The organism is Flavobacteriales bacterium, from assembly GCA_016704485.1.
In the GTDB taxonomy this organism is placed as follows: Bacteria; Bacteroidota; Bacteroidia; order Flavobacteriales_F; family PHOS-HE28; genus PHOS-HE28.
In genome coordinates, this window is the sequence record JADJAA010000002.1 from 374,357 (window position 1) to 399,090 (window position 24,734).

At 51.6% G+C, this 24,734-nt stretch carries 15 protein-coding genes and 2 tRNA genes; 15 read left to right on the plus strand and 2 right to left on the minus strand.

Going from position 1 to position 24,734, the window contains the following annotated elements; all coding sequences use genetic code 11:
• From plsY to IPF95_12750, 10 genes are all read left to right on the plus strand, one after another.
• Positions 1–651 carry a glycerol-3-phosphate 1-O-acyltransferase PlsY gene (gene plsY, locus IPF95_12705; protein ID MBK6475550.1) on the plus strand — a complete coding sequence of 217 codons (651 nt, stop codon included), beginning with the start codon at positions 1–3 and terminating at the stop codon, positions 649–651.
• Positions 648–7,454: a PD40 domain-containing protein gene (locus tag IPF95_12710; GenBank protein MBK6475551.1), complete on the plus strand. Its 6,807-nt coding sequence runs from the start codon at positions 648–650 to the stop codon at positions 7,452–7,454. The genes plsY and IPF95_12710 overlap by 4 nt, the downstream gene beginning before the upstream one ends.
• Positions 7,455–7,876: 422 nt before the next feature.
• A complete protein-coding gene (locus tag IPF95_12715; GenBank protein ID MBK6475552.1) occupies positions 7,877–8,158 on the plus strand; it encodes an ATP-dependent Clp protease adaptor ClpS in 282 nt (93 codons plus the stop codon).
• Entirely contained in the window at positions 8,155–8,958 is an 804-nt protein-coding gene (locus IPF95_12720) for a M48 family metallopeptidase (protein MBK6475553.1), read from the plus strand. The genes IPF95_12715 and IPF95_12720 overlap by 4 nt, the downstream gene beginning before the upstream one ends.
• 84 nt (positions 8,959–9,042) lie before the next feature.
• Positions 9,043–9,759: a YdcF family protein gene (locus IPF95_12725; protein ID MBK6475554.1), complete on the plus strand. Its 717-nt coding sequence runs from the start codon at positions 9,043–9,045 to the stop codon at positions 9,757–9,759.
• A 94-nt stretch (positions 9,760–9,853) separates the two neighbouring features.
• Positions 9,854–9,927, plus strand: a tRNA-Arg gene (locus tag IPF95_12730).
• 1,434 nt (positions 9,928–11,361) lie between these two features.
• Complete coding sequence (locus tag IPF95_12735) at positions 11,362–14,985, plus strand: PKD domain-containing protein (protein ID MBK6475555.1); 3,624 nt, start codon at positions 11,362–11,364, stop codon at positions 14,983–14,985.
• 144 nt (positions 14,986–15,129) lie between these two features.
• Positions 15,130–15,831: a hypothetical protein gene (locus IPF95_12740; GenBank protein ID MBK6475556.1), complete on the plus strand. Its 702-nt coding sequence runs from the start codon at positions 15,130–15,132 to the stop codon at positions 15,829–15,831.
• A gap of 7 nt (positions 15,832–15,838) precedes the next feature.
• Entirely contained in the window at positions 15,839–16,312 is a 474-nt protein-coding gene (locus IPF95_12745) for a phosphohydrolase (protein ID MBK6475557.1), read from the plus strand.
• A gap of 123 nt (positions 16,313–16,435) precedes the next feature.
• Positions 16,436–18,442, plus strand: a complete 2,007-nt coding sequence (locus IPF95_12750) for a dihydrofolate reductase (protein ID MBK6475558.1) — start codon at positions 16,436–16,438, stop codon at positions 18,440–18,442.
• A gap of 209 nt (positions 18,443–18,651) precedes the next feature.
• Here the strand turns inward: IPF95_12750 and IPF95_12755 are convergent, their stop codons facing one another.
• Positions 18,652–19,137 carry a hypothetical protein gene (locus IPF95_12755; protein ID MBK6475559.1) on the minus strand — a complete coding sequence of 162 codons (486 nt, stop codon included), beginning with the start codon at positions 19,135–19,137 and terminating at the stop codon, positions 18,652–18,654.
• Between the two features lie 136 nt (positions 19,138–19,273).
• Between IPF95_12755 and IPF95_12760 the strand changes: the two genes are divergently transcribed.
• Together IPF95_12760 and IPF95_12765 are read left to right on the plus strand one after the other, a co-directional pair.
• Positions 19,274–19,356: transfer RNA gene (locus IPF95_12760), tRNA-Leu, on the plus strand.
• Between the two features lie 113 nt (positions 19,357–19,469).
• Entirely contained in the window at positions 19,470–20,051 is a 582-nt protein-coding gene (locus tag IPF95_12765; GenBank protein ID MBK6475560.1) for a hypothetical protein, read from the plus strand.
• Between the two features lie 16 nt (positions 20,052–20,067).
• On the opposite strand, the gene IPF95_12770 is transcribed toward IPF95_12765, so the two are convergent.
• Positions 20,068–20,988, minus strand: coding sequence for a peptidoglycan DD-metalloendopeptidase family protein (locus IPF95_12770; GenBank protein MBK6475561.1), 921 nt, complete (start codon positions 20,986–20,988; stop codon positions 20,068–20,070).
• 254 nt (positions 20,989–21,242) lie between these two features.
• On the opposite strand from IPF95_12770, the gene IPF95_12775 reads away from it, so the two are divergent.
• The 3 genes from IPF95_12775 to IPF95_12785 all read left to right on the plus strand — a co-directional run bounded on the left by IPF95_12775 (position 21,243) and on the right by IPF95_12785 (position 24,732).
• Positions 21,243–22,178: a transglutaminase family protein gene (locus IPF95_12775; protein ID MBK6475562.1), complete on the plus strand. Its 936-nt coding sequence runs from the start codon at positions 21,243–21,245 to the stop codon at positions 22,176–22,178.
• Between the two features lie 409 nt (positions 22,179–22,587).
• On the plus strand, positions 22,588–24,336 hold the full coding sequence (locus tag IPF95_12780; GenBank protein ID MBK6475563.1) for a lysophospholipid acyltransferase family protein: 1,749 nt from the start codon (positions 22,588–22,590) through the stop codon (positions 24,334–24,336).
• Positions 24,337–24,366: 30 nt separating this feature from the next.
• Complete coding sequence (locus tag IPF95_12785; GenBank protein MBK6475564.1) at positions 24,367–24,732, plus strand: CoA-binding protein; 366 nt, start codon at positions 24,367–24,369, stop codon at positions 24,730–24,732.
• Positions 24,733–24,734 lie beyond the last annotated feature (2 nt).

The window sequence follows — 24,734 nt, forward strand, 5'->3', positions numbered from 1 at the left end:
ATGGAGTTCCCTTGGGTATATAGCATCAGTGCAATTGTTGTCGCGTACTTTTTCGGCAGCATACCATCAAGTGTTTGGTGGGGTAAGGCATTCTATGGAGTGGATGTTCGCGAGCATGGGAGCAGGAATGCCGGAGCAACAAATACGTTCAGGGTATTGGGTTGGCGTGCCGGGGTACCTGTGCTTGTGATAGACATCCTGAAAGGGTTCATTCCCGTTCGCCTGCTCCCGAATTTCAGTGACCTTGAACCGGATACTGCGCCTTGGATGTGGTTGCGTGTAGCATTGCTATTCGCGGCTGTACTCGGGCACCTCTATCCGATCATGGCAAAGTTCAGAGGAGGTAAGGGAATGGCCACCTCGCTGGGCGGTGTTCTCGCTGTCCATCCAGGAGCTGCATTGATCTGTCTGATCGTATTCCTCGTTGTATTCCTTCTGAGCAAATATGTTTCGTTAGGGTCCTTGGGTGCTGCAATAACATTTCCAATAGCTGTAGCACTCATTTACCATGAAGCCAGTGCGGTCAAAGTAGGTTTTGCAATAATCCTATGTTTGTTGGTCTTTTTTACACACCGGGAGAATATAGCCCGGCTTTTGCGTGGTGAGGAGAACAAGATGTCTTTCGCGAGAAAGAACAGTGAAGATCGATGATGGAAAAGATCCTGAAAGGTCCTGTTGAGGTGCGCAATGTGATCATTAGCGAGGCCGGAAGGAAATGCGCCGACCCAGAATACCGATCGTTCCGTTCTGTAGCAATCTTATTGATACTGCTCTTACCGAATTTGCTTCTTGCGCAAGGCGATGTACAATTGCGTGCAAAGGCCGATGCATTGTTCGAGGCGGAGAAGTTTGCCGAAGCAATGCCGATGTACTCGCAGTTGGTGAGCTTGGAACCCAGCGATCGTACGTTGAACTACTTGTTCGGTACGTGTATTCTTTTCGGAGGTGCTGATAAGGAAAAGGCAATAGGTCATTTGAAATATGCCACTGATTTTCCCGCAATTCCCACAATGGCGTGGTACTGGTTGGGCAGAGCCTACCATCTCAATTACAGATTCAAGGATGCCCAGACGGCCTATCAGCGGTTCGTTGGCACGGGCGATAGGAAGGCACTTGAGAAATGGCCCGTTGAAGCGCTGCAACAGCAATGTCGGAATGGCGAAAAGCTATTGAGTAACCTGAAGGAAATTAAGGTGCGGAATAAGGTGGAGGTCAATGATGTGGATTTCTTCCGATTCTATGACCTCAGTGACATCGGGGGCAAGATCGTCGTAATGCCCGAGGAGCTGAAGACCAGTTACGACAAGAAGAAAGAGCTGCGCAGCTTGGTCTATTTGCCGGACAGAGGGGGGACCTTCTATTTCGGGAGCTACGGCAAGGATGGCAAGACGGGTCTGGACATCTATCGGTCGGAACTTGTCAACGGAAGTTATGCCTCTCCCGTAAAATTGGCGGGTTATATCAACACCGATCAGGATGAGGATTTTGCATTCCTGCATCCGGATGGCAAAACGTTCTACTTCAGCAGTAAAGGGCATTCCAGTATGGGAGGCTATGATGTATTCCGGGCATCGTTCGATAAAGGGTTGGATGCGTTCGGCAGACCGGAGAATATGGACTTTGCCGTCAACACACCGGATGACGACATCTTCTACATTGTTGATCCGGAACAAAAGGAGGCCTGCTTTGCGAGTGCGCGTAGCAGTAGTCAAGGGAATCTGCACGTGTATCGGGTTGCAACGGAGCAGCTCAAATTGAACCTGACGGTGCTAAAAGGCACCTTTGCGAATGGCTTCGATGCTTCTGATCGAAAAGCACACATCGTTGTAGTGGATGACCTCACACGGGAAACCGTTATCGACGTTCAAACGGATATCAATGGCTCCTACATTATTTCTCTGCCTAGGAGTGGTCGGTTCCGGTATCAAGTTGATTGTGGCCCCACAGGGCGCAAGCATGTAGGGATCGTGGATGTACCTGCGAATGATTCGCCGCGAGCCTATCGGCAAGAGATCGAATTGGTGAATAAGAGCGGTGCGGAAGAACTTGTGATCCGGAACTACTTCGATTCACCACTGGATGGCGACATCATTGAGCTGGCGTTGGATGAGATCAAACGGCGGGCTAGGCTTGATGTTGTAAAGCCCCAAGAGATCGCGGTGGTGCCGACGCCAGAGGTCATTGGCGACGTAATGACCGCAGCCGGTTTCACGGGCGATATCGATAAAGCTGCGGCGGTGCGATTGGCGCAGAACGACGCGGCAGAGGAAGAGATGAAAGCCAATGAGATGCTTAGCGATAGCAAAGAAGCTTTCGGAATTGCAATATCATCGGTGAACGATGCGGAAAAGGCAGCCGCGCGAGCAGAGCAATTGTTGACCGAGGCCAATGCTGCATCGAGTGAGGAGGCCAAGAACAAGCTGATGACCGATGCCGCGCGCGAGCGGCAGCATGCGCGTGATGCACACATGCGAGCACGCGCTGCGCAACGAACAGGTCTGGATCTGGAGACCGAAAGTGCAGCTGCTCGGCAACGCGGTATTGCCGCGACCAAACGATCCAACGACGTTCAACAAGCACTCAATGCGAACAACGATAAAGCAGCGCTTCCATTGCTGATCGCATTGCGCAAACATCTGGAAGAAAAAGCAGGACCCGGTGGTGAAAAGGATTTTGTGGAACTGCAGCGCAGGGCGGCCACCGCGAAGAAGGAAGAAGGGGATAGAGCCATGTCACAGGCCAATTCGAAAAGCTTGGATGAGACCGAATTGAAAAATAGGCTGGCCAGGGCAAAGCGCGAAGTGGTGGAAGCGCGAGGGAGCAAGAAGGAAACGCTGGAAAAAGAGATCGCTGAATACCAGACCCAATTGGGATACCTGCATGATGAGACCGAAGCCGCATTCGCTAAGGCCGATGTGCTCAATCGCGAGACCAAGGTCATGAAGGGGCAAGTGATGCTCACGAAGAAACTTGCAACTACCAGTTCCGGGAACAAAGCCGATCCGGATAAGAATGATGTGGCTTCCTTGGGTCAACGTATTGGTGGCATCGGTACGCGTATCGCGAATATTGAAGTGGATGAACGCTACGATCCGGAACTAAGTACCAATGAGGCGGAGGTAGAAGCGCGCATGTTCGATTGGAACGGTTCATATGCGGCTACGGCAAGCAACGGTATCACAGCCACTCGTGCTGCGGAAAGAGAATCGGTCACGGAACGCGTTGATACCAGAAAGAACGAGGTCGCCGGTGAGGAACTTACCCAAGAGACTTCGCCCGATACCGACGTTGCGGATGTGCCAACAGGACAAGGAAAACCGGATGAGGATACCACCGCTTCTGCATTGCCAAGCGTTCGCTTAGCTTCTGTTGGTGAGAATAGCAACGGCACCAATGATCAAATAGCAGGAAAGACCAATAACACCGATGGAACTGGAACAAAGGACCCAGCTACAACGAGTGATCAAGATCGAACCAGAGTTAGTTCAGCCGACCCTTCGGTAGTGCCGTCCACGACAAGTGAGAAGACCGCATCAACGCCAGAGGAACTTTCACCGGAAGAGATCAGGAATGCAGGCGAGAATGATGCACTGGTTGTAATGAACACTGAAGCACCATCTGAGCTGGATGCGGCCACTAAGCGATTCGTTCTGGAGAATGAGCTCGCCGAGTTGCGTCAAATTGAAAAGGCGGAGAAGGACGCCGGAAAGAAGCAGGAGATCGCACAGCGCATGGCTGAACTCGACGTTTTATTGAATGCACCGGTGCCTGAGCCGGAAGAGGCAAATGCCGAGATCGCCACCGATGAGGATCTGCGACCTACAGCAGCCGATATGGAACGAGTGCCGATGACGTTCGATCCTGGAATTAAGGACAGCCTCTTGATCACGGACCTGTATAGCGACTATTCCAAGGACAAGGCCCGGATCTTGAAAATGGACGATCCCATTGATCGTGCTGATGGTCTCAACGGATTGGAATTGATGCTCGCCGATAGTCTCCGTGGTGAGATGGTAAGGCAGCTCGCAGTGTTGCAATTGGATTCCAGCCAAGCAGGAACGATCCTTCCGCGTATTTCACGTTTGAGCAAGATGCGCGAGGAGCGTATTGAAACAGGAGCACAGTACGCCGCCGTGGCGCAGCAGGTCGCGGAGGCACAGCCGGAGGAACCCGGTATGAATTCGATCCAACTTTCAGAAGTGATCGGTTCCCAAGAAGAGAAAGAACCGGAAACGGCCAAAGCGCGGCATCCAATTCTTGACCGTTTCATCAGCGTAGACCCCGATCCGAAGAATGTCTACGCAAGTGATCTTGCGCACAGGGCAGATGGCTTGGACAATGCACTTGCATTCAAAACGGCCGACCTCGCGCGTATCGATGGGATCCAGGGGGAACTTGATTCGCTCAACAACCTGCTGATGGGCCATGCACGAGATAAGGAGTACGATAAGTTGATCAAGGAAATGAGTCAGTTGCACGATGAGCGCTACATCATCCGCACGGACCTGGGCCAACGGTCCGCGTTCCTAACGAAGAGCGAATTTACTGAAGCGAAGGACAGTGTTAAGACATTGGAGGCCGTTGTGAAGTCAAAAGCATTGTTGGTGGACGAGCCGTTGTGGGTCATGGCCAAAGCATTGCGCTCAGATGCCGATATGCAATTCGAACAAGCTGCCGAAATGCGCAAGCAAGCGGACCGGATCAATGATATTTTTGAGCGTGATAGCTTGTATCGTACCGCGTATGGATCGGAGCTGGAAGGGTTGCGCAGTATCGACGAGGCAATTACGGTGAACAACTATATCCTGAGCGACGAATTCAAGGAAGGAGAACAACTCGAATACGTTACGGTTGCTTCTCGCGTATTGGGCATCCCGGAACCAGTTGCGGAACGGTCTGAGGAAATTGCTGCCAATAGCGAACAGGAACAAGATTCCGGAACGGATGTCGCGATCACCGATCTGAACACCATGGATCCGGTCCGGAATGACACGACCGACCAAGCCGAAGATCAGATCGCACAGGCAACTGGAACTCCGGATACGGATACGATCTCGGATCCCGCAGCTTCATTGACGGAGGGCAGTACAGAAGCAGAACAGAACAATGAACTGATATCCGAAGTCGTGGAGGATAATGTTGATCCGGTCCAGAGCAACGAACCGATCGATCAAGTAGCGGAACTGGTTCCAGTTCCAGTACCCGCAAGTGGAACAGTTACGGATAATGTTGATCAAGTAGTGATCCCAATTGAAGCAGAAGACTTGATCAGTGAACCAGCTACGACTTCCGTGATCGATACATCAGCATCAGAAACCGTAGCGGAGACCCTGGATCGAGATCCAACTAGTACCGATCCGATCGTTGCCGATACCCCACCGGCCAACAACGAAAGTACTAGTGAGGAAGCAAGTGCAACCTTGGAAGAGAACGGATCAGAACCGAGCATAACGGCACCAGCGGTGAACACCACAGGGGATCCAATTGTATTGAACAACGACCCAACAGCCGCGACAAGCGAGGGCTCATCCGCAAAGACGGTACTCACAACGGAAGGGACCATTGTACCCGCAGCTGAGGATAGAGCCGATGCTATTGCGGAACGGATCATCGGTGAACAGCCCACGGATCGACGTCGACCCATCGAGTATTATGCGTCATTCCTGCAAGTGGAGGACATCTCAGATCCATCGGTTTTCCCAGAACCTACGATAAAGGACCCTGATCGACTTCAGGTCATGGCAGAATCCGCGGTCCGTGAGGCAATTGATCTGGAAAGATCATCATTGGAAAAAGCAGAGTTGGCGGCCGTGAATTTGACGGAAGCATCTACAGCGAAAAAGAGGGACAAAGCTGAATTGGAGATCCTGGCCGTGCGCAATACAGCACTATCGGATTCGTTGCATACCGCCTCTGTGCAACGCGATCGTGAAGCGCGTATGTTGGACATCCAACTCCAGCAAATGAAGCAGAGCGAGTTGTTCAGGGAGCGGATGCTTAGATACTATTACATGACCCCTGAAGAGCTCACGATGATCGAGGCACGATCGGATCAGAACCTTTATTTCCAAGCGCGTGCTAAAGCCCAGGATCAACAGAATGCGGCCGATGAAGCAGCACGCAATGCACAAGCGGATCGCGTTGCTGGTGAGTCGCTTCGAGCAGAAGCGATCAGGGTGGGAGAGAATGCAGGTGGATCTGTTTCTGCGGATGAAGCCGCGCAGACCGCTGGTTTATTGCAACTACGGGCTGGTAGAATGATGGCCAGAGCGGATTCACTCGGCGATGTGGCAGAACGTCTGCGCATTGCCGCATTGAACAGTAACAACAAAGCATCCATGGTGATGCAGACCATGCAAACGGATCTCGCTACGGAGACGGTTGCACTCGAAACACGTACAAGCGTTGTGAACGATCCGATCGCCGATCTCGTTTCACCAAGCACAACTGTCGCAGATCCTTCGCCTGTGCCGACACCAGCACCAGCACCAGCACCGACACCAGTATCCGATCCATCGCCTGCAATTGCCGGAACCATTCCCGCCGTGCTGAAGGAAGATGTATTCGACATCCGTTCAACTCCGGTTGTTCGCACGGAAGCGATTCCAATTGACGCAGCAATACCGGAAGGCATTGTTTTCAAAGTGCAGATCGGTGCATTCAAATCCGGGATCTCGAAGGACGCATTCAGCGAACTAACACCGATCACCGGAGAGACCGTAGGCAATGGATTCGTACGCTACACCGCCGGTATGTTCACCGGTTTCGAAGGCGCCGCGAAAGCCAAGGATCTAGTACGTGAAAGAGGATACGGTGATGCCTTCGTTGTTGCTTACCAGGACGGAAAACGCATACCATTAGGTGATGCGATGCGCCAGACGGGTGCCGCTGGTGTAGAGCCTGCTAGTGCAGCTATAACTACGGCACCAGCATCCACCACACCAACGCCTACCGTTGTAACGCCGGCTCCTGCAACTTCAACCACCGTACCGGCCGCTACCACCGTACCTGTAACTACGCCACCTGCGAATACCGACGAAGCCATTTTGGCCACATATCCGGCCACTGCCGAAGAAGTGTTAGCGAGCTACACGCCACCCGTTGATGCTACCGCGTATTACAATGAACCCGGCGCAGCACCAGCGAAACAAGTAGAGACCGTGAAAGGATTGTTCTTCACAGTTCAGGTCGGTGTGTACAGTAAGCCGGTTGCATTGGATCGGATCTTCAACATTGAGCCATTGAACAGTGAACGCACGGCAACAGGAAAGATCCGTTACACAACGGGCATGTTCCTGGATACTGACGCTGCAAGAACACGCAAGGATGTGACCGTTACACTCGGTGTCAGCGACGCGTACGTAACGGCATACATCAACGGAAAGCGCATCCCGCTGAGCGAAGCAAATGCACTATTGGCAAAGTTCGGTACGTCGATCCTAGCCCAACCCTGATCCGGGTCAAAGCCATCTCCTCGGTAGTAATTCGATCAGATCCAAGAGCAGTTTGCGAGCAATGCGCGCATTTCCCCCTCTCCTTGGGAGAGGGGCAGGGGTGAGGTTGTCCATGCAGTCCAAAGTTGATCTCTGTCCGTTTGCGTCCATCTGTGGAAAAAAACCGAGCGAAGCAAGACACCAAGTAGGCATTCATATGCTGTAACCCCGTGACCCGAACATCCGCGTCCATCTGTGGTTCACTGACCGAGCGAAGCAAGACAGCAAGAAAATATTCATTCACGTTCATCAACTCCCGCACTGTTGATGCGGGACATTAACGGTAATAAGGTCACCATGCATAGAGAGCACAATACATTACGGTCAAGTAGACATCATTCGGTTCAAACCAATGATCCAGAGATGGCATAACTTTGCCGCCCATGCACGCACAGTATTCCCCTGAAGAAGCACTGCTCGCTGAGGTCCTTTACGAGACAGGCCCCATCCGTGAGATCGTCCTGCACAACGATGATGTCAATACATTCGACCATGTCATCATGTGCTTGATCGACATCTGCGGACACGATGAGATCCAAGCGGAACAATGTGCTTCCATCGTACACTACAACGGTAAATGCAGCGTTAAGCGTGGAACCTTCGATCAACTGGAACCGCGGTGTACACAACTTTTGGAACGGGGTTTGAGTGCAGACATCCAATGAACATCCTGAAAAGTAAAGTAGCCATCGTGCTATTGGGTTTCGTTATGCTCGAAGCCTGCGCGAAAGTGCCCATTACGGGCCGCCGCCAATTGAATCTTGTGAGTGAGGGTGAAATGATGGCCATGGCCAACACCCAATACGCAGGTTTCCTGGGAGAGAATCAACCGCTACCTCCAGCGAATGATAATGTGGTCCGCGTGCGCACGATCGGGGAGAAACTTGCAGCAGCTGCCACCAAATTCCTGGCGGATAACAATGCATCCAACCGGATCAATGGGTTCGATTGGCAATTCAACGTGGTCGATGACCCTACCGTGAACGCGTGGTGCATGCCCGGAGGAAAAGTGGTTGTCTACACCGGGATACTGCCTGTAACCCAGAATGACAATGGCTTAGCTGTGGTCATGGGCCATGAGATCGCGCATGCCATTGCCCGCCATGGAAATGAACGCATGAGCCAAGCAGTAACCGCGCAAGGGTTGGGCACAGTGCTGTCCGTTGCGAACGATGAGAACCCGACCTTGGTCGGCAATATATTTCTCCAGAGCTATGGTATCGGCTCTCAGCTGGGTTTATTGGCCTACGGAAGGAAGCAGGAAAGCGAAGCCGATAAAATGGGATTGGTATTCATGGCAATGGCCGGATACGATCCACGCGAAGCACCGATCTTCTGGGAGCGCATGAGCGCGGGTGGGGGAGCAGCACCGCCGGAAATACTCAGCACGCACCCAAGTGATGAACGCCGTGTCGCCGATCTCAATGCGTACATGGACGAGGCGTTGAAGTACTACAAACCGTAGTGCGAACTACCTTCAGGCATATTCAGGTCCAGGTAAACTGAGATGCCCACCAATACAAGCTTCATATCCAAAAGCCTTGGCAAGTTGTCCAACGTTGGAAAGCAGGTGTTGGGCTTTGCCAAAAGATCATTGATCAAGACGTTACCTTGGGTCGGTGGAATTGCGATCGTGCTGGTTGTGGGAGCATTCACCAGTGCGCCGTACCACATGCATCGCTGGCTGGGGATGGCAGGTGGCGTTACAACGGGCCCGGTCAATAGCATCATTGTTCTGGGTGGATCAGGAATGCCCTCCGGACCGGAATTGTTGCGGTTGCATTATGCTGCTGAAGTAGCAATGGACAACCCCTCGGCACGTATACTGCTCGTGCACCCATTGGATACCACCGTGGCGGAGCTCATGGCAGAAGAACTCATCATCCGAGGCGTTGCAGTATCACGGATCAGCATGGCATTGCAAGGCACGAATACACGGGAACAGGCCTTGTTGCTAACGGAGAATGACCCCTCAATGAAACTGGAACAGGTCGCGCTGGTTACGGCACCGGAGAACATGTACCGCAGCTTAGCGGTCTTCCGGAAATTGGGCTATACCAACGTATCCGGAGTGCCTGCGTTCGATAATCCCATGTTCATCGACCTCAGTTACCGCCACAAGAAGATCGGTGGAAAAGCATATGTGCCTGATCTAGGCGATAACCTAGCGCTACGCTATAATTTCTGGAATTATTTGAAGCTGGAGGTCACCTGCCTGCGGGAACTCGTGGCCTATGGCTACTACAAAATGAACGGTTGGGTGTAGCGCAAGCGGTCGATCCAATGCGCTCCATTGATCATTCAACAACACACTGCAATGGTTCACTTCTTTATTCTATCTTTGCGGCCCATTAAAAAATGGACCCGTAGCTCAATTGGATAGAGCACCTCACTACGGATGAGGAGGTTTGGGGTTCGACTCCCTACGGGTTCACAAACTAACTAAGCGCCGCAAGGCGCTTTTTTAGTTTGTGAACCCGTTAAAGGTGCTGAAAGGCACCTTTGACATTTTCAGAATGAAAATGTCGGAGTCGAGGTTTACCCCGGCGCACGCCGGGGACTCCCTACGGGTTCACAAAAGAAGCAAGCGATGAAAGAAGGAACCCGTGCTGTTGCAAAGCAACAGCGTTCATCACATAGTGAAGAACGGGAGTCCATACGAGTCCATTCAAGTCCATTGTTACCAAAAGCTAATACAAAAAACAACCCATAAGCCATATCCCCCTCTCTTCCGCCGCATGGCGGAGGCCGGGACCTCGCCTGCCGAACGGCAGGGTGAGGTACTGAACTAGGCGTTGCCTTTGGCTACGCCCGCATGCAACTATTAACGTAGCCTATGGCTACGCATCACGGAGCAGTCTGAAGCGTTTAATGGAGATTAACCGGAATCCATCCTCCGGCTGTGCAAACTTTAGGGTGACCACCCACCACCCGGACCGTCCCAAATGTGCCTATCCCGCGAATGATCCGGTGTTAGCAAGTAATCAACAATAGCTTGCCGATCAATAGGTTTGCCGTAAATTGTGCCACTATTTCATAAACCCAAACACCTTGGACCACCCAGCCAAGGACCAAACCCCTATTCCATGAGGAATTCCTTTACGATTCGATCTTTTCACAATACCCTGCTACATTTTGCAATTGGAGTAGGTGTTCTCTGTCCATCGATTGGTTGGTCGCAGTCCAATCCAACAGCACGAGCAATACCGTTTACAGAGAATTTTGGTACAGCCACATTCACCTCACCACCAACTGGTTTCATTAGTTGGAACGGATTGAGCGGAGGAACTGTTAGCACTCAAGCTCTAGCCGAGGGGTCTGTACCGTCTGGAGATGCGACCATAGCTGCCCAAACAATGGCGACAGCTACAGGCGGGTCACACGGTTTAGCAAATGGTTCCAACGCAAGATTCTACATTCAAACGAGCTCAAACGGTACGAATGGAGTTAATCAGATCGCCATGGCACTTAATTCAACAGGTTATGTCAATGTTGTCGTCGGTTACGATGTAGAAATGATCTCCGTTACGACCGGCCGAGCTATAGGTGTTGTCTGCCAATATCGTGTTGGTACGTCTGGTTCATGGACGACGATAACTCCTTACGTTCCCAGCTCAATCCACTTTTCTCAGACAGGCGGAACTGTAGCGTGTTAAAACACAGTAGGTGGAACACTTCCCAGCGCGTGTGAGAATCAAGCGGCTAAGTCCGTTGGGCGAATACATCCAGTTGGCACAGGTGTAGCCTTCCGGGTCTATCGATAGATAATGTCACCACAAACGGAACTGTTTCGGGGTCCAACACCTCCGTCCAATTCGCAACCACAGGCAGCACTGTTAGCGAAGATGTTGGAACAGTAGACCTCACCTTGGAGATCACCGATGAAGACCCTACGGTCGATACCGATGTGGATGTGGTGATCATCGTTGGTGCTCCGGGTCGTGTGAATAGCTATACCACCCAAACGGTCAATTTCCCTGGAGGAAGTGGTGCGGACAAAACATTAACGATCACCGTTACCGACAATAGCCTTTGCGATGGCGATGCGACCATTACGTTCCAGTTGCAGAACATCACCGGCGGACAGGGCACAGCTGTTGTTGGAACGAATGATGAGTACGACTTGGAGATCACGGACAACGACCTCTGCACCAGCGTGGAGTTCGTCTCGGCAACATCCAGCGGAACTGAAGGCGGCGGTACGGTGGCACTCACCTTGGCGATCACCAACCCATCTGGAACGGCGACCACAGTTGATGTGGCTATCACGAGTGGCAGTGCAGCAGATGTGAACAGCTACACCACGCAAACCGTAACATTCCCAGCGACGAGCAGTGACATCGAAACGGTAACCATCACCATCACTGACGATATGCTTTGCGAAGGTCCAGAGAGCTTGACGTTCACGTTGCAGAACATCGGTGGTGGTCAAGGCATTCCGTTCATCGGTTCGCAAGCCACCAACGTGCTAACCGTTACGGATAACGATGCTTTCGCCGCCACCGTACAGGATGATTTCGAAGACGGCAACTTCAACGGTTGGGTGGAGAATGCGGCTGGTCGCTGGTCGGCAAGCAGCGTGAACCCGATCAACGGTGCATACTCACTGCGCGAAGTGGATCAGAATGTGGCGGGCTCCAGCTACATCAGCAAGGCCATGGGCGGTGTGGACCTTTCTACGGGCGCAGCTTCATGGCAGTGGCAGAACGGCTACAACAACGATCCTTCGACATCCAACAAGTTCTGGTTCTGGATTGCCGCCAACGAAGCGAATGTGAGTTCCGGCACCGTGGATGGTTACGCTGTCGGCGTGAATCTGCTTGGTTCAACGGATCTCGTTACGCTGTGGCGGGTGGATAACGGGATCAGCGGAACGCGCACTGCGATCGTCACCAGCGCTTATGATTGGAATACCGGTGAGACCGGATTCCGGGTAACGCGCAGCGCTGCAGGTGTTTGGGAATTGTTCTTGGATACAAACGGCGGCTTTGATGCATTGGCTTCTCAAGGAACCGGCACGGACGCGACGTACACTACTATGGATTTCGTGGCTCAATATGCCGCTTACTCCGCCTCGCTCGGTGGACTTTTGAAGTTCGATGATTTCGCATTCAGCAACGTAAGCTGTGGAAATACCTATTACAGCCAGTCCACAGGTGCTGTGAATGATGAGATCTGGTCCACTGCGATGATGGGTACACCTGGAGCAGTGAACTTCACGATCGGCGATAACATGGTGTTGCAGAACACGCACGTGGTCACCGTGAACAACGACACGTACGTCCGCAACTTGGACGTGCAGACGGGCAGCGGATTGGTATTGAACACTGGCATAACCCTGAGTGCTTTCGGAACCGCCGCTGATCTTGATGGAACCATTACCGCAGCGTATGGATCCACCTTGGCATTGCTGAGCACATCGGCAACTGCGTTGGGTACTTCAGGAACTCCAGTATTGTCCAACCTTACCGTTAGCACAGCAGCGGGTACCACATTGACCGGTAACGTGGATTTCACCGGTACGTTGGATATCGTTGACGGTACATTCGATGCGACGGGTGGAACGGTTCGCCTCCTGAGTGATGCGACCAACACTGGTAACTTGGGTCAAGTAGGAGCTACGGCCAACTACTCCGGTGATATGACCGTGCAGCGTTACATTCCTGCAGGTGCTACCCGCTGGCGTTTGCTAGGTAGTCCAGTGGATGGAGCTGACATTGCGGATTGGGATGCGGACTTCATTACCGCCGGGTTCACCGGATCGGATTATCCTAACTTCGATAACCCTGTGGGAAGCAACATCCTCTGGCCGAGCATTCGTGATTATGACGAGACCAATACAGGTCTTGCAGATGCAGGTTTGGAAGGCGTAATGAGTACGGCTGTACTGTTGGATGCTGGCAAAGGATTCGCGGCATGGTGCGGTGATAACCTCACAACTACTGCTGCGTTTACTGTAGATGTAACCGGTCCACCGAACATCGCGAGCGGCCCTATTGATCTTGAAGTGACCTTCACAACTGGCAGTGGTGCTACTGAAGATGGTTGGAACTTGGTGAGCAACCCGCTTCCATCTGCCATCGACTTCACGGAAGTGACATTGGGAGCGAATACGTTCAATGGATACTACGTCTACGATCCCTTCGACGGTTCTACGGAGACCTGGGATGAAGGAACACAGTCCAGTTCGGGTACGAACTTGAACGGTGATATCGCCAGCTCACAAGGTTTCTGGTTGAAAGCGACTGCAGCAAGTCCTACGAACAGTTCGGTTGCTGAAACAGCAAAGGTTGCTGGCAATGGTGGTCCGTTGTTCGGTGGCTTGCAAGTGCCGGCTTTCCCGATCGTTCGATTGAACATCAGCAGCAGTATGAATAGCTTCAACGATAATGCCGTGGTTGTTTTCGATCTCGGCGTTCCTGAGTTCGAGCCGATCGATGCGCCGAAGATCTTCTTCAGCGATCCATCCGCACCAATGATCGCTACCTTGGCATCTACCGGTGAGTCCATGGTATTCAATAAATACGGCGCGATCACCGAAGGGTTGAGCATTCCTGTTAAAGTGCAGAGCTATGTTGCTGGTACGTACACCATCACAGCAGGGATCAGCGGAAACCCCTTCTCGTGCATGTGGTTGGAAGACCTCCAGACAGGAACCATCACCGCATTGACCGATGGCGTGCAATACAGTTTCCAACTTGCTGCTGGAGCAAGCACCACACCACGCTTCATGATCCACAGCACGGCTGCTGTTCCAATGACACTGGAGCCTGGTCTTTGCGGCGCAAATGGTTCTGCAACGGTTGATCTAGGCAACAACACCGCCGATATCACATGGACCACACCAACTGGCACCGTTATTCTGGAGCAACTCGGAGCTACGGGTGAGAATACGTTCAGCACGGGCAATGCAGGGAACTACACCGTACACATCAGCACCAATGCAGTGTGTGGTGAAATCGTTCAGGATCTCTACATCGATATCGACGCTACCGAAGTAGTTGCTGCATTCGATGCACCGGCAACAGCTATTGTGAATGAAGCCATTGACTTCACCAACAACAGCACGGTATACGGAGATTTCTTCTGGAACTTCGGAGATAACACCACGAGCACAGAGACGAACCCGGTGCACACCTACACCGAGCCTGGTACGTACACGGTATCGTTGGAAGTAACTGCTGATGATTGTGCAGTGATCACCACACAGGATGTCGTGGTTCAAGTGAGCACAGGTGTTGCGACCATTGCTGCGGCAGGTCTCAATGTGTGGAGCAACGCACAAGGCATCGTAATGGAGCATAGCTTCACCGAAGGCACTGTGAAAGTGGAAGTGTTGGATGCAACAGGTCGCCTGCACATTCAGCGCCAGATCGCAGCAGCACCGGGCCGCACGGTAATTGCTACGGATGCATTGAACTCGGGTATCTGGTTCGTACGAGTCACCAATGGAGATCTTGTACAGAGCTTCCGTGTGCCATTGGTGCGTTGATCAGATCAGAACATTAATTGCAAAAGCCCCTCGATCATGTCGGGGGGCTTTTGCGTTATGGTATATCGGTTGTGGAAATAATGCCATCTGGCACAGTGGTACATTCATTGATCACATAACTTGCAACCCATCTTAGATCAGATCATGCGCCATACACTTCGTCCGCTTCTAGCAGCAATTATCCTAATGTTCTTCACCGGTTGTTTGACCATTGAGGAGAACTATGTGTTCAAGAAAGATGGAAGTGGCACCATGGAATATGTGGTGGACCTGAGTGAACTGGGGGAGATTATGAAGAGCCTTGACGGCGGCGGCAAGGATGGCGGTGCTAGTGGTACGAAAGGTCTCAGTACCATGGACATGGATGAAGAGGTAGCAGCATTGCAGAAGATCCCGGGAATCCAAAAGGTGAAGGTGAACAAGAAGGTGGAATTGGTTCAACGTGTCAGCTTCAAGTTCAAGGACCTTGTTGCGCTGAATGCCGCGTTGAATGTGTTGATGAAGGATAGCTCGGGTACTACCACGGAGTTCTTCAAATGGGAAGGCAACGACCTAGTGCGGGTGAACAATGATCACGCTTATGAATTGGGCGCTGGCATGGCCGAAACAGCGAATGAGGATGAAGCGGAAGGTGAAGACAGCTCGGACATGGACATGAGCGCCATGTTGGAGACCATGAAATACAAGTTCAGCTTCAAGTTCGCACAGCCGCTGGGAACCGTTGTTTCAGCACCGGAAATAAATGCGGAACGTCCTAATACGAAGGAATTTCGGATGGAGACCGACTTTGGTGTAATAGGTAGGAACAGACAAGCCTTGGATCTTAGACTCCCATTGAACAAGTAGTCCAAGTATGGAAGATCACCTGCTCGAAACAGCGATCCGTATTGCTGCAAAGGTCCATCGGGGACAAGTGGATCGTTTCGGAAAACCTTACATCCTGCACGTAATGCGTGTGATGATGCGTGGCCACGACCTGGATGAACAGATCCTGGGTGCGTTGCATGATGTGCTGGAGCGTAGCAACCTAACGGTATCGGATCTGGCGGAAAGGGGATTCTCGGCGCGTATTCTGAAGGCATTGGAGCACATCAGTCGAATTCCTCCGGAAACCTATGAGGCGTATATAGACCGCGTAATGCTTGATGGGTTGGCCATTCGGGTAAAGATCCATGACCTTGCCGACAAAATGGATCTATTGCATGTGGCTCAGTTGGACCCATCGGACCTCAAGCGCTATAACAAGCAGCTCGCGGCGTACCACCGTATGAAAAAAGTGATGGAGGAAGCCAAAGCGCGGTTGCTGCAAATATCAAAGAAGGGTTAAGGCTTTCAGGGTGAAGTGATAAAGCACCTTACATTTCTCAGGTTGGGGTTATATTCACCGCCCAAACCTAGACATCCTATGACGCGTAACGTACTTTTTGCATTTCTCATAGCTCCATTATTCATGGCCTGTGGATCCGGCAATACACCCGAGTCCACCACAACGACCGATAGCACCGCCACGGTAGTTCCGGATTCCTTGTTCGAATGGGAAGCGGACCAATTCGCTGATATTCGGATCCTGCGATACCGGGTTCCAGGATGGGACCTGCTTAGCTTGAAGCAGAAGCAGATGTGCTATTACCTGAACATGGCGGGTCTTGCTGGGCGCGATATCATGTACGACCAGAACTACAAGCATAACCTGAAGATCCGTCGTGCTTTGGAAGCCGTGATCAAGAATTACAAAGGCGATAAGACCACGGCCGATTGGACCAACTTCATGACCTACGCCAAACAAGTGTTCTTCAGCAGCGGTATCCACCACCATTACAGTATGGATAAGCATACGCCAGAGTTCGGCCAAGCGTGGTTCGAAGCGGTATTGAAGGAGAGCGGATCAAGCCTTTCAAGTGATGTGCTCGCTGCCATTTTCGACCCGAGCGTGGATGCTAAGAAAGTGAGCCTTGACGATAATTCGGATCTAGTTACGTCCAGTGCAGTGAACTTCTACGGAGAAGGTGTTACAGCGAAAGATGTAGAAGCATTCTATGCAACAATGGGAAGTTTGGATGATGCTGAGCCATTGAGTTATGGATTGAACAGCAAGCTGGTAAAGGATAAGGACGGTAAGCTCATGGAGAAGGTGTACAAGGTTGGTGGGATGTACAGCCCGGCTTTGGAAGAGAGCGTGAAATGGTTGGAGAAGGCCATGACCGTATCGGAAACACCGGAACAGCGTACTGCGTTGGAACTACTGATAAAATACTATCGCACAGGAGATCTGAAGACCTGGGATGATTTCAATGTGGCCTGGGTAAAGGACACCAAGAGCACAGTGGATTATATCCTCGGATTCGTTGAGGTATACAACGATCCATTGGGCAAGCGAGGTAGCTATGAGGCGATCGTGGAGGTGAACGATCCAGAAGCGAGCAAGGCCATGAGCAAGATCATGGAGAATGCGCAATGGTTCGAGGACAATAGCCCGCTAAAGCCGGAGCATAAAAAGAAGGACGTGGTCGGTATCACCTATCGCTTCATCAATACGGTTGGCGAGGCTGGCGATGCTGCTCCAAGCACACCGATCGGTGTTAACCTACCTAACGCGGACTGGATCCGGGCAACACATGGTTCGAAGAGCGTAAGCCTTGGCAACATCAGCGATGCGTATGAGAAGAGCACTGGTTCCAGCAGTCTGGAAGTGTTCTGCAATGATCCGGAGGAGATCGCGCGTGCCAAGGAACATGGACAATTGGCTGGTAAGTTGCACACCGCATTGCACGAGGTAGTGGGTCACGCTAGTGGTCAGTTGGAAAAAGGAATTGCTGGTCCGGATGTTACGTTGAAGAACTACGCAAGTACCTTGGAAGAAGGGCGTGCGGATCTTGTTGCACTCTATTACCTTCTGGATCCAAAACTGATGGAGCTAGGTGTTATGCCGAGCTTGGAAGTGGGTAAGGCGGAATACGATTCCTACATCCGCAACGGTCTATTAGTGCAATTGCGTCGCTTAAAGATCGGAAAGAACGTGGAGGAGGCTCATATGCGCAACCGGATGTGGGTGAGTGCTTGGGTTTTCGAGAAAGGCCTCAAGGACAATGTGATCGCAAAAGTGGAACGCGATGGAAACACGTACTACGATATCCAGGACTACGACAAGTTGCGTGTTCTGTTCGGTGATCTTCTACGTGAAGTACAACGGATCAAGAGCCAAGGCGATTTCGCCGCCGGAAAGGCATTGGTCGAGAACTATGGCGTGAAGGTGGATCCTATCCTCCATGCGCAAGTACTTAAGCGTGCGGAGAAGATCAAGACCGCACCGTATTCCGGGTTCATCCAGCCAGAAATGACGGCAGTTGAGGATGCACAAGGCAATGTGACCGATGTGACATTGAGCTTCCCTTCCGATTATATTGGGCAAATGTTGAGGTACTCGGAAAAGCACAGCTTCCTACCGGACGAGAATTGATCGGTATTCAAGAATAATTGAAGACCTCCGAAACCTTAAGCGATGGACTGCCGTTAAAAGCAGTGTCCAAGTAGTTCAGAGGTCAATCTGAAGAGTCACGTTGCCCTCGATCCATTTATGGTTCGGGGGCTTCGTGCTTTCAGGCCATTCGGTTCTGATCCTAGTACAACGCGCTGAACTGAGTTAATTGGGGGCAACATGTTGGATCGTCAATGCCGCCCCCGATTGCACAGCACATTCGCAGCCCACGTAGCAGGCAGGAGTTCCGGTTTCGTATGGGGTTCGTAACCATAACTTCGGATATATCCTACAGCCGCAGTATGCAGCTTATTGCTTGGGAAACGTTCATCGCTATTAATGTCCATATCGATCCCATGAATAAGAACTTGACCCGTATCGCTGAGGTATCGGGCCACTTCCAAACTACGCTCCACTTCGCCCCAAAGGCGCGTCCACAGGTCATTGACCTTGGGGGCGCGTTCTCGCCGGTAGATCACTTGTGCGCCATTCTCATGGAAGCGCAGCACCACGGTCGTAGCATATACGGTGTGGTGCGAGCGATTATGACTATCGCTACCAACATACACGGTCACACTCGGGTCGGAATCAAGGACCGCACGTACATGGTCCAATAGGTCCACGTGTTGTCCGTCCATCATTCGTTTGAAGCCGTTCTGTGCTAATTGATCGCCCATTGCCGGAAAGATAGTCTGAATGGCCGATAGCCGTTGAAGCCATTATTCAGGTTTTTGGTGAAATTGGCCAATTCTGATCGGACAAGAGGATGTACCATGTATTACATTTGCAGCCCTGAATTATTAGCCGTTCAATACCGAAGTGGCGGAATTGGTAGACGCGCACGTTTCAGGGGCGTGTGAGCTTAGCTCGTGCGGGTTCGAGTCCCGCCTTCGGTACAAAAAGTGGCGTGGTACAAGCCGCCCCATAGTACCCCGGATCCTGCAATGCGGATCTGGGTTGAATAAGAACGCTGGTGAGCTTCACTATGTAGAAGGAGCGCTTTGGCTGAATGAAAGTTAGAAAGTTTCGTACTAGACGAATGTGGAGCAATACGCTCCTCATGCTCTGGCTTATCCCCTTTGCAGTATTGATCGGTGCCATAGCAGTGGCGTTGACCGACAGCTTGTTGGCACTAGTGGGGATAGCCGCCGTTGCATTCATTGGAGTATCGATTGCTTTATTCCGGGATATTGGAAATCGATCCACATATATCGTGGGCACGGAGAAGCTGATACTGCATGACGGTCGTAACAAACTGACCGTACCAATGTCGGAATTGGTCGATGCCAGTATGATCGATCGCATGGCAGCCCGTGAGTACATCCGATCCAAGTCAAGTGGAGAGGGTAAGAGTGCATCACGGATGAAAGCGAGTGACCTGATCAAGGACCTGACCCGGTTCTGTTCGGTGGATCTAGGTCTTACCACCTTCACCTTTGGAATGGGCCGGTCAATGATCGACAAGATGCCGCAGTCCAAGAACGATCTTGTTCTACTGCGGCTACGCTCTGGAAAGGACTATTTTCTATCTCCGATAGATAACGTGGAACTGGCCACCACGATCAATCGATTGATCGGTCAGATGCACTAAGGGCCTATTGTAGAACTTAGTTACAGCGGATCTTCTGTCCCAGCTGTAAAGTTCGGGTCTTACTGATCCCGTTCAGCTTACACAATGCATAAACGGAGGTGCCATAGCGCCTGGAAATGCCGGAAAGCGTGTCCCCTCTGCGAACAATATGAACCTTATTGCTGGATGTCTGTCCTTTGGATCGTATTGTTCCGCCGAACAGGTCTTGAGTAATATCGAACGTCTTGGCCTTCAAGGTTCCATCGCTCAGGTCGAACACCAGTGCTGGATCGATCGGTTGGTCAAGGAATCGTACCTCGAAATGCAAATGACTGCCGAAGCTACGGCCCGTATTGCCACCTAGTCCTAAGGTATCGCCTGCCTGCAACAATTGACCGGTAGTTACCTTACGTTTACTCATATGTGCATAAACGGTCTCGAGTCCATTGTAATGGCGTATGACCACGACATGGCCAAAGCTCTTACTGTAACGGGATATCCGCACCATGCCAGGGAACGAACATACAACTGGGTCTCCTGTCGCTAGATCAATATCCACTCCACGGTGCATGCGTCCTTTTCGCGGCCCGTAACCGGACGTGATCGGGCCTTTGCACGGTAATTCATGATCATGATCATCACGGCTCAGATACAAGCGCAACGTGTCATGCATGAAAGGATGTGTGCCGGTATTGTTGAACAATGCATCCGTGTTCCAATGGCAGTAAAGGTCATAACCTGGGATCAAGAATAACGAATCGTTCACGTCCCACAAGAGGTCTACGGCTTCGTTAGCGGCTGCGTCTTTCGGTTTCGTATCGTCGGCCTCCAATAAAAGTTCAATTTCGTCATCACTTTCTGGTCCTCCAATGTCAGGGCTTAGCTCCTGTGCTTTGGCAATACCAGCATAGCAAAGCACCAGAATAAGGACCAGAAGCGGATGAAGGCGGTAATGCATGGGGCGCAAATCTACCCGCCGGAACGAATTTTGCAAGCCCGAAGTGGGCCTTGGATCAACAAAGCAATGTTCCACAGCCTATTTTTTTTGATGAAAGCTGCGATCGGCGCGGTAAAAGAAGACATCGCATCGAGGTTAAATCGTGTTAATTTAAGTCTTGCGGAAATGCGGATCTCAACTTTGTAGCGTCCTTAACGTAGAAAGAGGTTGATCGGTTGCAATTTCACCGGTCCACGGCTTGGATCGAATAAACGATGACGGCGGTTGAAACAACTAGTAAAGCGCACACTTCGGTGTTAGGTGATCGCTTGGCACATGCGGTGATCATCTACCTCGTTGCCTTGCTCTTGACCTTGCCGCTCTTCATCATTCTGCTGCCATTCGTGCCGGAACTGACCCTGCCTATTGGAGAGGGTGTGCGTGTGGATCACATACTTACGTTCGTTGTGATCCTGATCGCCTTCATTGTTCTGGTACGTCGTTTTCAGATCGCAATCTACGGTGTTCTGATCATAGGAGCATTGGCATTGACCGTGTCCAGCGTTATTGGTCATTACACCTTCGGCAATATGTATGAGGATTATGCGGAGTTATTGCGGTCCTTGCGGGATACGGCAGCAAGTGCCCCATTGGCGTCGCAACGGCTGAAACCTTTCCATGATGCGGACAAATTACGTCGATTGGTAGTGCAACCGAAGCCTGTAGTACGCAAGACTGCCGTAAAGCTGGCAACCGCCAATTTCAGTGATGTGAAAGTTGGTAATAATGAGTTCACGATGGTCCAGGCCTTTTCCATATTCAAGGAGATCAATCACAATTGGAAATATGTATCGGACGTGAAGGGTGGGGAGTATTTCGCACCGCCGGACGAGAGCTTGGAACTAATGGCAGGCGATTGTGATGATCATGCCGTCCTTATGGCCACCTGCATCAAGGCGATCGGTGGTGAAGTGCGCTTGGTGCGTACTGAGGGCCATGTTTATCCAGAAATGAAGATCGGAACGGATGAGCAATTGGAGCGTGCAGCTTACCTCATCCGCAAGGAATTGTTCACCAAGGAGGTTGGCGATGCACCACTTTATCACCACACCGATGCAGATGGCCTTCATTGGATCAATCTGGATTATACCCGTGATTATCCGGGAGGTGAGCTTATGAGCGAACGCATTGTGGGTATTCTGGACCTCTAGCGGAGGAACTTCGGAATTACGATGCTAGGCATCCTTTCATTGCTGGTCCGATCTATCGCTACCGCTGGATCGCGAAGGAATTTTGGTTTGCAATTGCCTGGGCAGGGCTATCGCCTCTTAAACCTTTGTATTCATTGAAACTCAGATCGTGCGACTCTGCCCTACGGCAGATCGAAAGACGGGTGTCGTGTTCTGTTTTTCTAATTTATTCGATCCGCCGTACGGCGGATCGAAGCATCTGCATTATGCGACCCTGAAATGGGTCACAGAAATTAGGTCTCGGCCGTGCCCAGCACGAATTTCGATCCAGAAAGGGTCGCAGAAATTCGGTTGCGTGAATTTTAATAGGCGATAGCCCTGATCGTCCGGAAGACCATGAACAGGCGGAGAGGTACATTCGCACACCTCCATGAAGCGATTGGTGCATCCATCCGACCTTGCAAAAGCCAGCCACATGCGTCCGGGCGATCCGCGTATTCGCTTGTTGACCGAAGTGAGCGGGCTTAAACGCTTGGAACGGTTCTACAACGGCATTGAAGACCTCAAAGATCTTGAATTCGCGGCCGCGGTGTTCCGCCATTTGGAACTTGAACTGGAGGTTGCACCGCAGGATCTGGAGAACATACCCCGTGAAGGAGGATTGATCTTCGTTGCGAACCATCCGTATGGAGCGATCGATGGATTGGCGTTGGTGAACGTTCTGGGATCGGTGCGACCGGATGTGAAGGTCATGGCCAACTTCCTGCTGCAGCAGTTGGAACCTTTGAAGGATCGGTTCATTGGCGTTAACCCATTCGAACAACTTAGATCGCAAAGCAGTTTCCAGGGCATGCGACAGGCAATGGAACACGTTTCGGAAGGACATGCGCTCGCAGTATTCCCGGCAGGTGAAGTAAGTAGCTGGCGCACTGATCTAAAGGCCGTGGCCGACCCACGTTGGAAACTGCCGGCAATAAAAATGGCCCAACGATCCGGCAGGCCCGTGATCCCGATCTGGTTCGATGGCGCCAACAGCATGCTGTTCCAAATGCTCGGCATGATCAATCCCAACCTCAGGACATTGGCCCTTCCAAGCGAGATGATGCGTATGCGCGGAAAAACATTACGCATGCGGATCGGGCGACCGATCTCACCCAATGAGATCGCTGCGTTCCGTTCAGCGGATCAGCTCACACGATTCCTGCGGGCCAAGACGTATGCATTGGGCAGTGGCCTTCAAGTAAAACGCGAGCTGTTCAATCCGTTGCGTTTTCCACAACGACCAAAGGAGGTTGAGCAACGCGTGGACCCCAAGGAATTGGTGAACGAGATCGCCGAAATAGCTGACCTGAAGATCAACACGCAAGGTGAGTTCGATCTTTACTTGTCCACCAGTCATCGGATCCCGAGGATATTGCGGGAGATCGGGCGCATGCGGGAACTGACGTTCCGTTCTGTTGGAGAAGGAACCAACAAAGCGGTTGACCTGGATGAATTCGATCTGTATTATGACCACTTATTCCTCTGGGATCGGGAAAAGGAGCAACTAGTAGGGGCCTATCGCATTGGAGATGGTCGGCGGATCATGGCGCGTTATGGAAAGCGTGGATTCTATATGAATACACTGTTCCGCATGGATCGCCCAATGGAGAAGGTGCTGCGGAAAAGTTTTGAATTGGGCAGGTCATTCGTTGCTTCTGAATACCAAAGACAACGGCTTCCGCTGTACATGCTTTGGCGTGGATTGATGTTGCACGTAACGGCGAACCCGGATCAGCAATATTTGATCGGGCCGGTAAGCATCAGTGGTAATTACAGCCGCTTCTCCAGAATGCTGATCATGGAATTCGTGCAGCGAAATCATTATGATGGCGCATTGGCCGAGTACGTACGGCCGCGACATCGCTTCCGGGTAAAATTGGATAAAGGGGATAGCGAGGCATTGGTAGAAGCATCCAATGCAGACCTGAAGAAGATGGACAGAATGATCGCCGACGTGGATCCGAATGAAAAGGCAATGCCTGTGTTATTGAAGAAATACCTCTTGCTCAATGGCCGGATCATCGGATTCAACAGAGATCCTAAATTCAACGATGCGTTGGATGGATTGCTCTTACTTGATCTGAATAAATTGCCGGAGAATACGATCGAGGATCTACGCAACGGCATGGCCGTGTAAGGGAAATTCGACCATCGCGACGAACGCATTATGGAAAGGAAACTCACACTGGTGCTTGGTGCAAGTTCAAAGCCTGAGCGCTATTCGAACAAGGCCACACTCCGGTTATTGGATGCGGGACATCCTGTAGTGGCTGTGGGTCTGCGCGAAGGAGATATTGCAGGCACGCCGATCGTGACCACCATTCCGGAAGGTGGGCCGATCGATACGGTTACCATGTACATGAGCGCTCAGAACCAGGAGGCTTGGGAGCAGCGCATTCTTGCCTTAAGACCGAAGCGCATCATATTCAATCCGGGTGCGGAGAACGAACGGCTCTCGAAGTTAGCTGCCGATCAAGGTATTGAGGTCGTGGAGGGATGTACGTTGGTCATGCTTTCCGTCGGCACGTTCTAGGA

Excerpts from the sequence above, each read along its gene's own strand:
- IPF95_12745 (MBK6475557.1), top strand. The coding sequence starts at position 15,839 with ATGGAAGATCACCTGCTCGAAACAGCGATCCGTATTGCTGCAAAGGTC.
- IPF95_12750 (MBK6475558.1), top strand. The coding sequence starts at position 16,436 with ATGGCCTGTGGATCCGGCAATACACCCGAGTCCACCACAACGACCGAT.
- IPF95_12785 (MBK6475564.1), top strand. The coding sequence starts at position 24,367 with ATGGAAAGGAAACTCACACTGGTGCTTGGTGCAAGTTCAAAGCCTGAG.
- IPF95_12765 (MBK6475560.1), top strand. The coding sequence starts at position 19,470 with ATGAAAGTTAGAAAGTTTCGTACTAGACGAATGTGGAGCAATACGCTC.
- IPF95_12715 (MBK6475552.1), top strand. The coding sequence starts at position 7,877 with ATGCACGCACAGTATTCCCCTGAAGAAGCACTGCTCGCTGAGGTCCTT.
- IPF95_12740 (MBK6475556.1), top strand. The coding sequence starts at position 15,130 with ATGCGCCATACACTTCGTCCGCTTCTAGCAGCAATTATCCTAATGTTC.
- IPF95_12755 (MBK6475559.1), bottom strand. The coding sequence starts at position 19,137 with ATGGGCGATCAATTAGCACAGAACGGCTTCAAACGAATGATGGACGGA.
- IPF95_12770 (MBK6475561.1), bottom strand. The coding sequence starts at position 20,988 with ATGCATTACCGCCTTCATCCGCTTCTGGTCCTTATTCTGGTGCTTTGC.
- IPF95_12720 (MBK6475553.1), top strand. The coding sequence starts at position 8,155 with ATGAACATCCTGAAAAGTAAAGTAGCCATCGTGCTATTGGGTTTCGTT.
- plsY (MBK6475550.1), top strand. The coding sequence starts at position 1 with ATGGAGTTCCCTTGGGTATATAGCATCAGTGCAATTGTTGTCGCGTAC.
- IPF95_12710 (MBK6475551.1), top strand. The coding sequence starts at position 648 with ATGATGGAAAAGATCCTGAAAGGTCCTGTTGAGGTGCGCAATGTGATC.
- IPF95_12775 (MBK6475562.1), top strand. The coding sequence starts at position 21,243 with ATGACGGCGGTTGAAACAACTAGTAAAGCGCACACTTCGGTGTTAGGT.
- IPF95_12780 (MBK6475563.1), top strand. The coding sequence starts at position 22,588 with ATGAAGCGATTGGTGCATCCATCCGACCTTGCAAAAGCCAGCCACATG.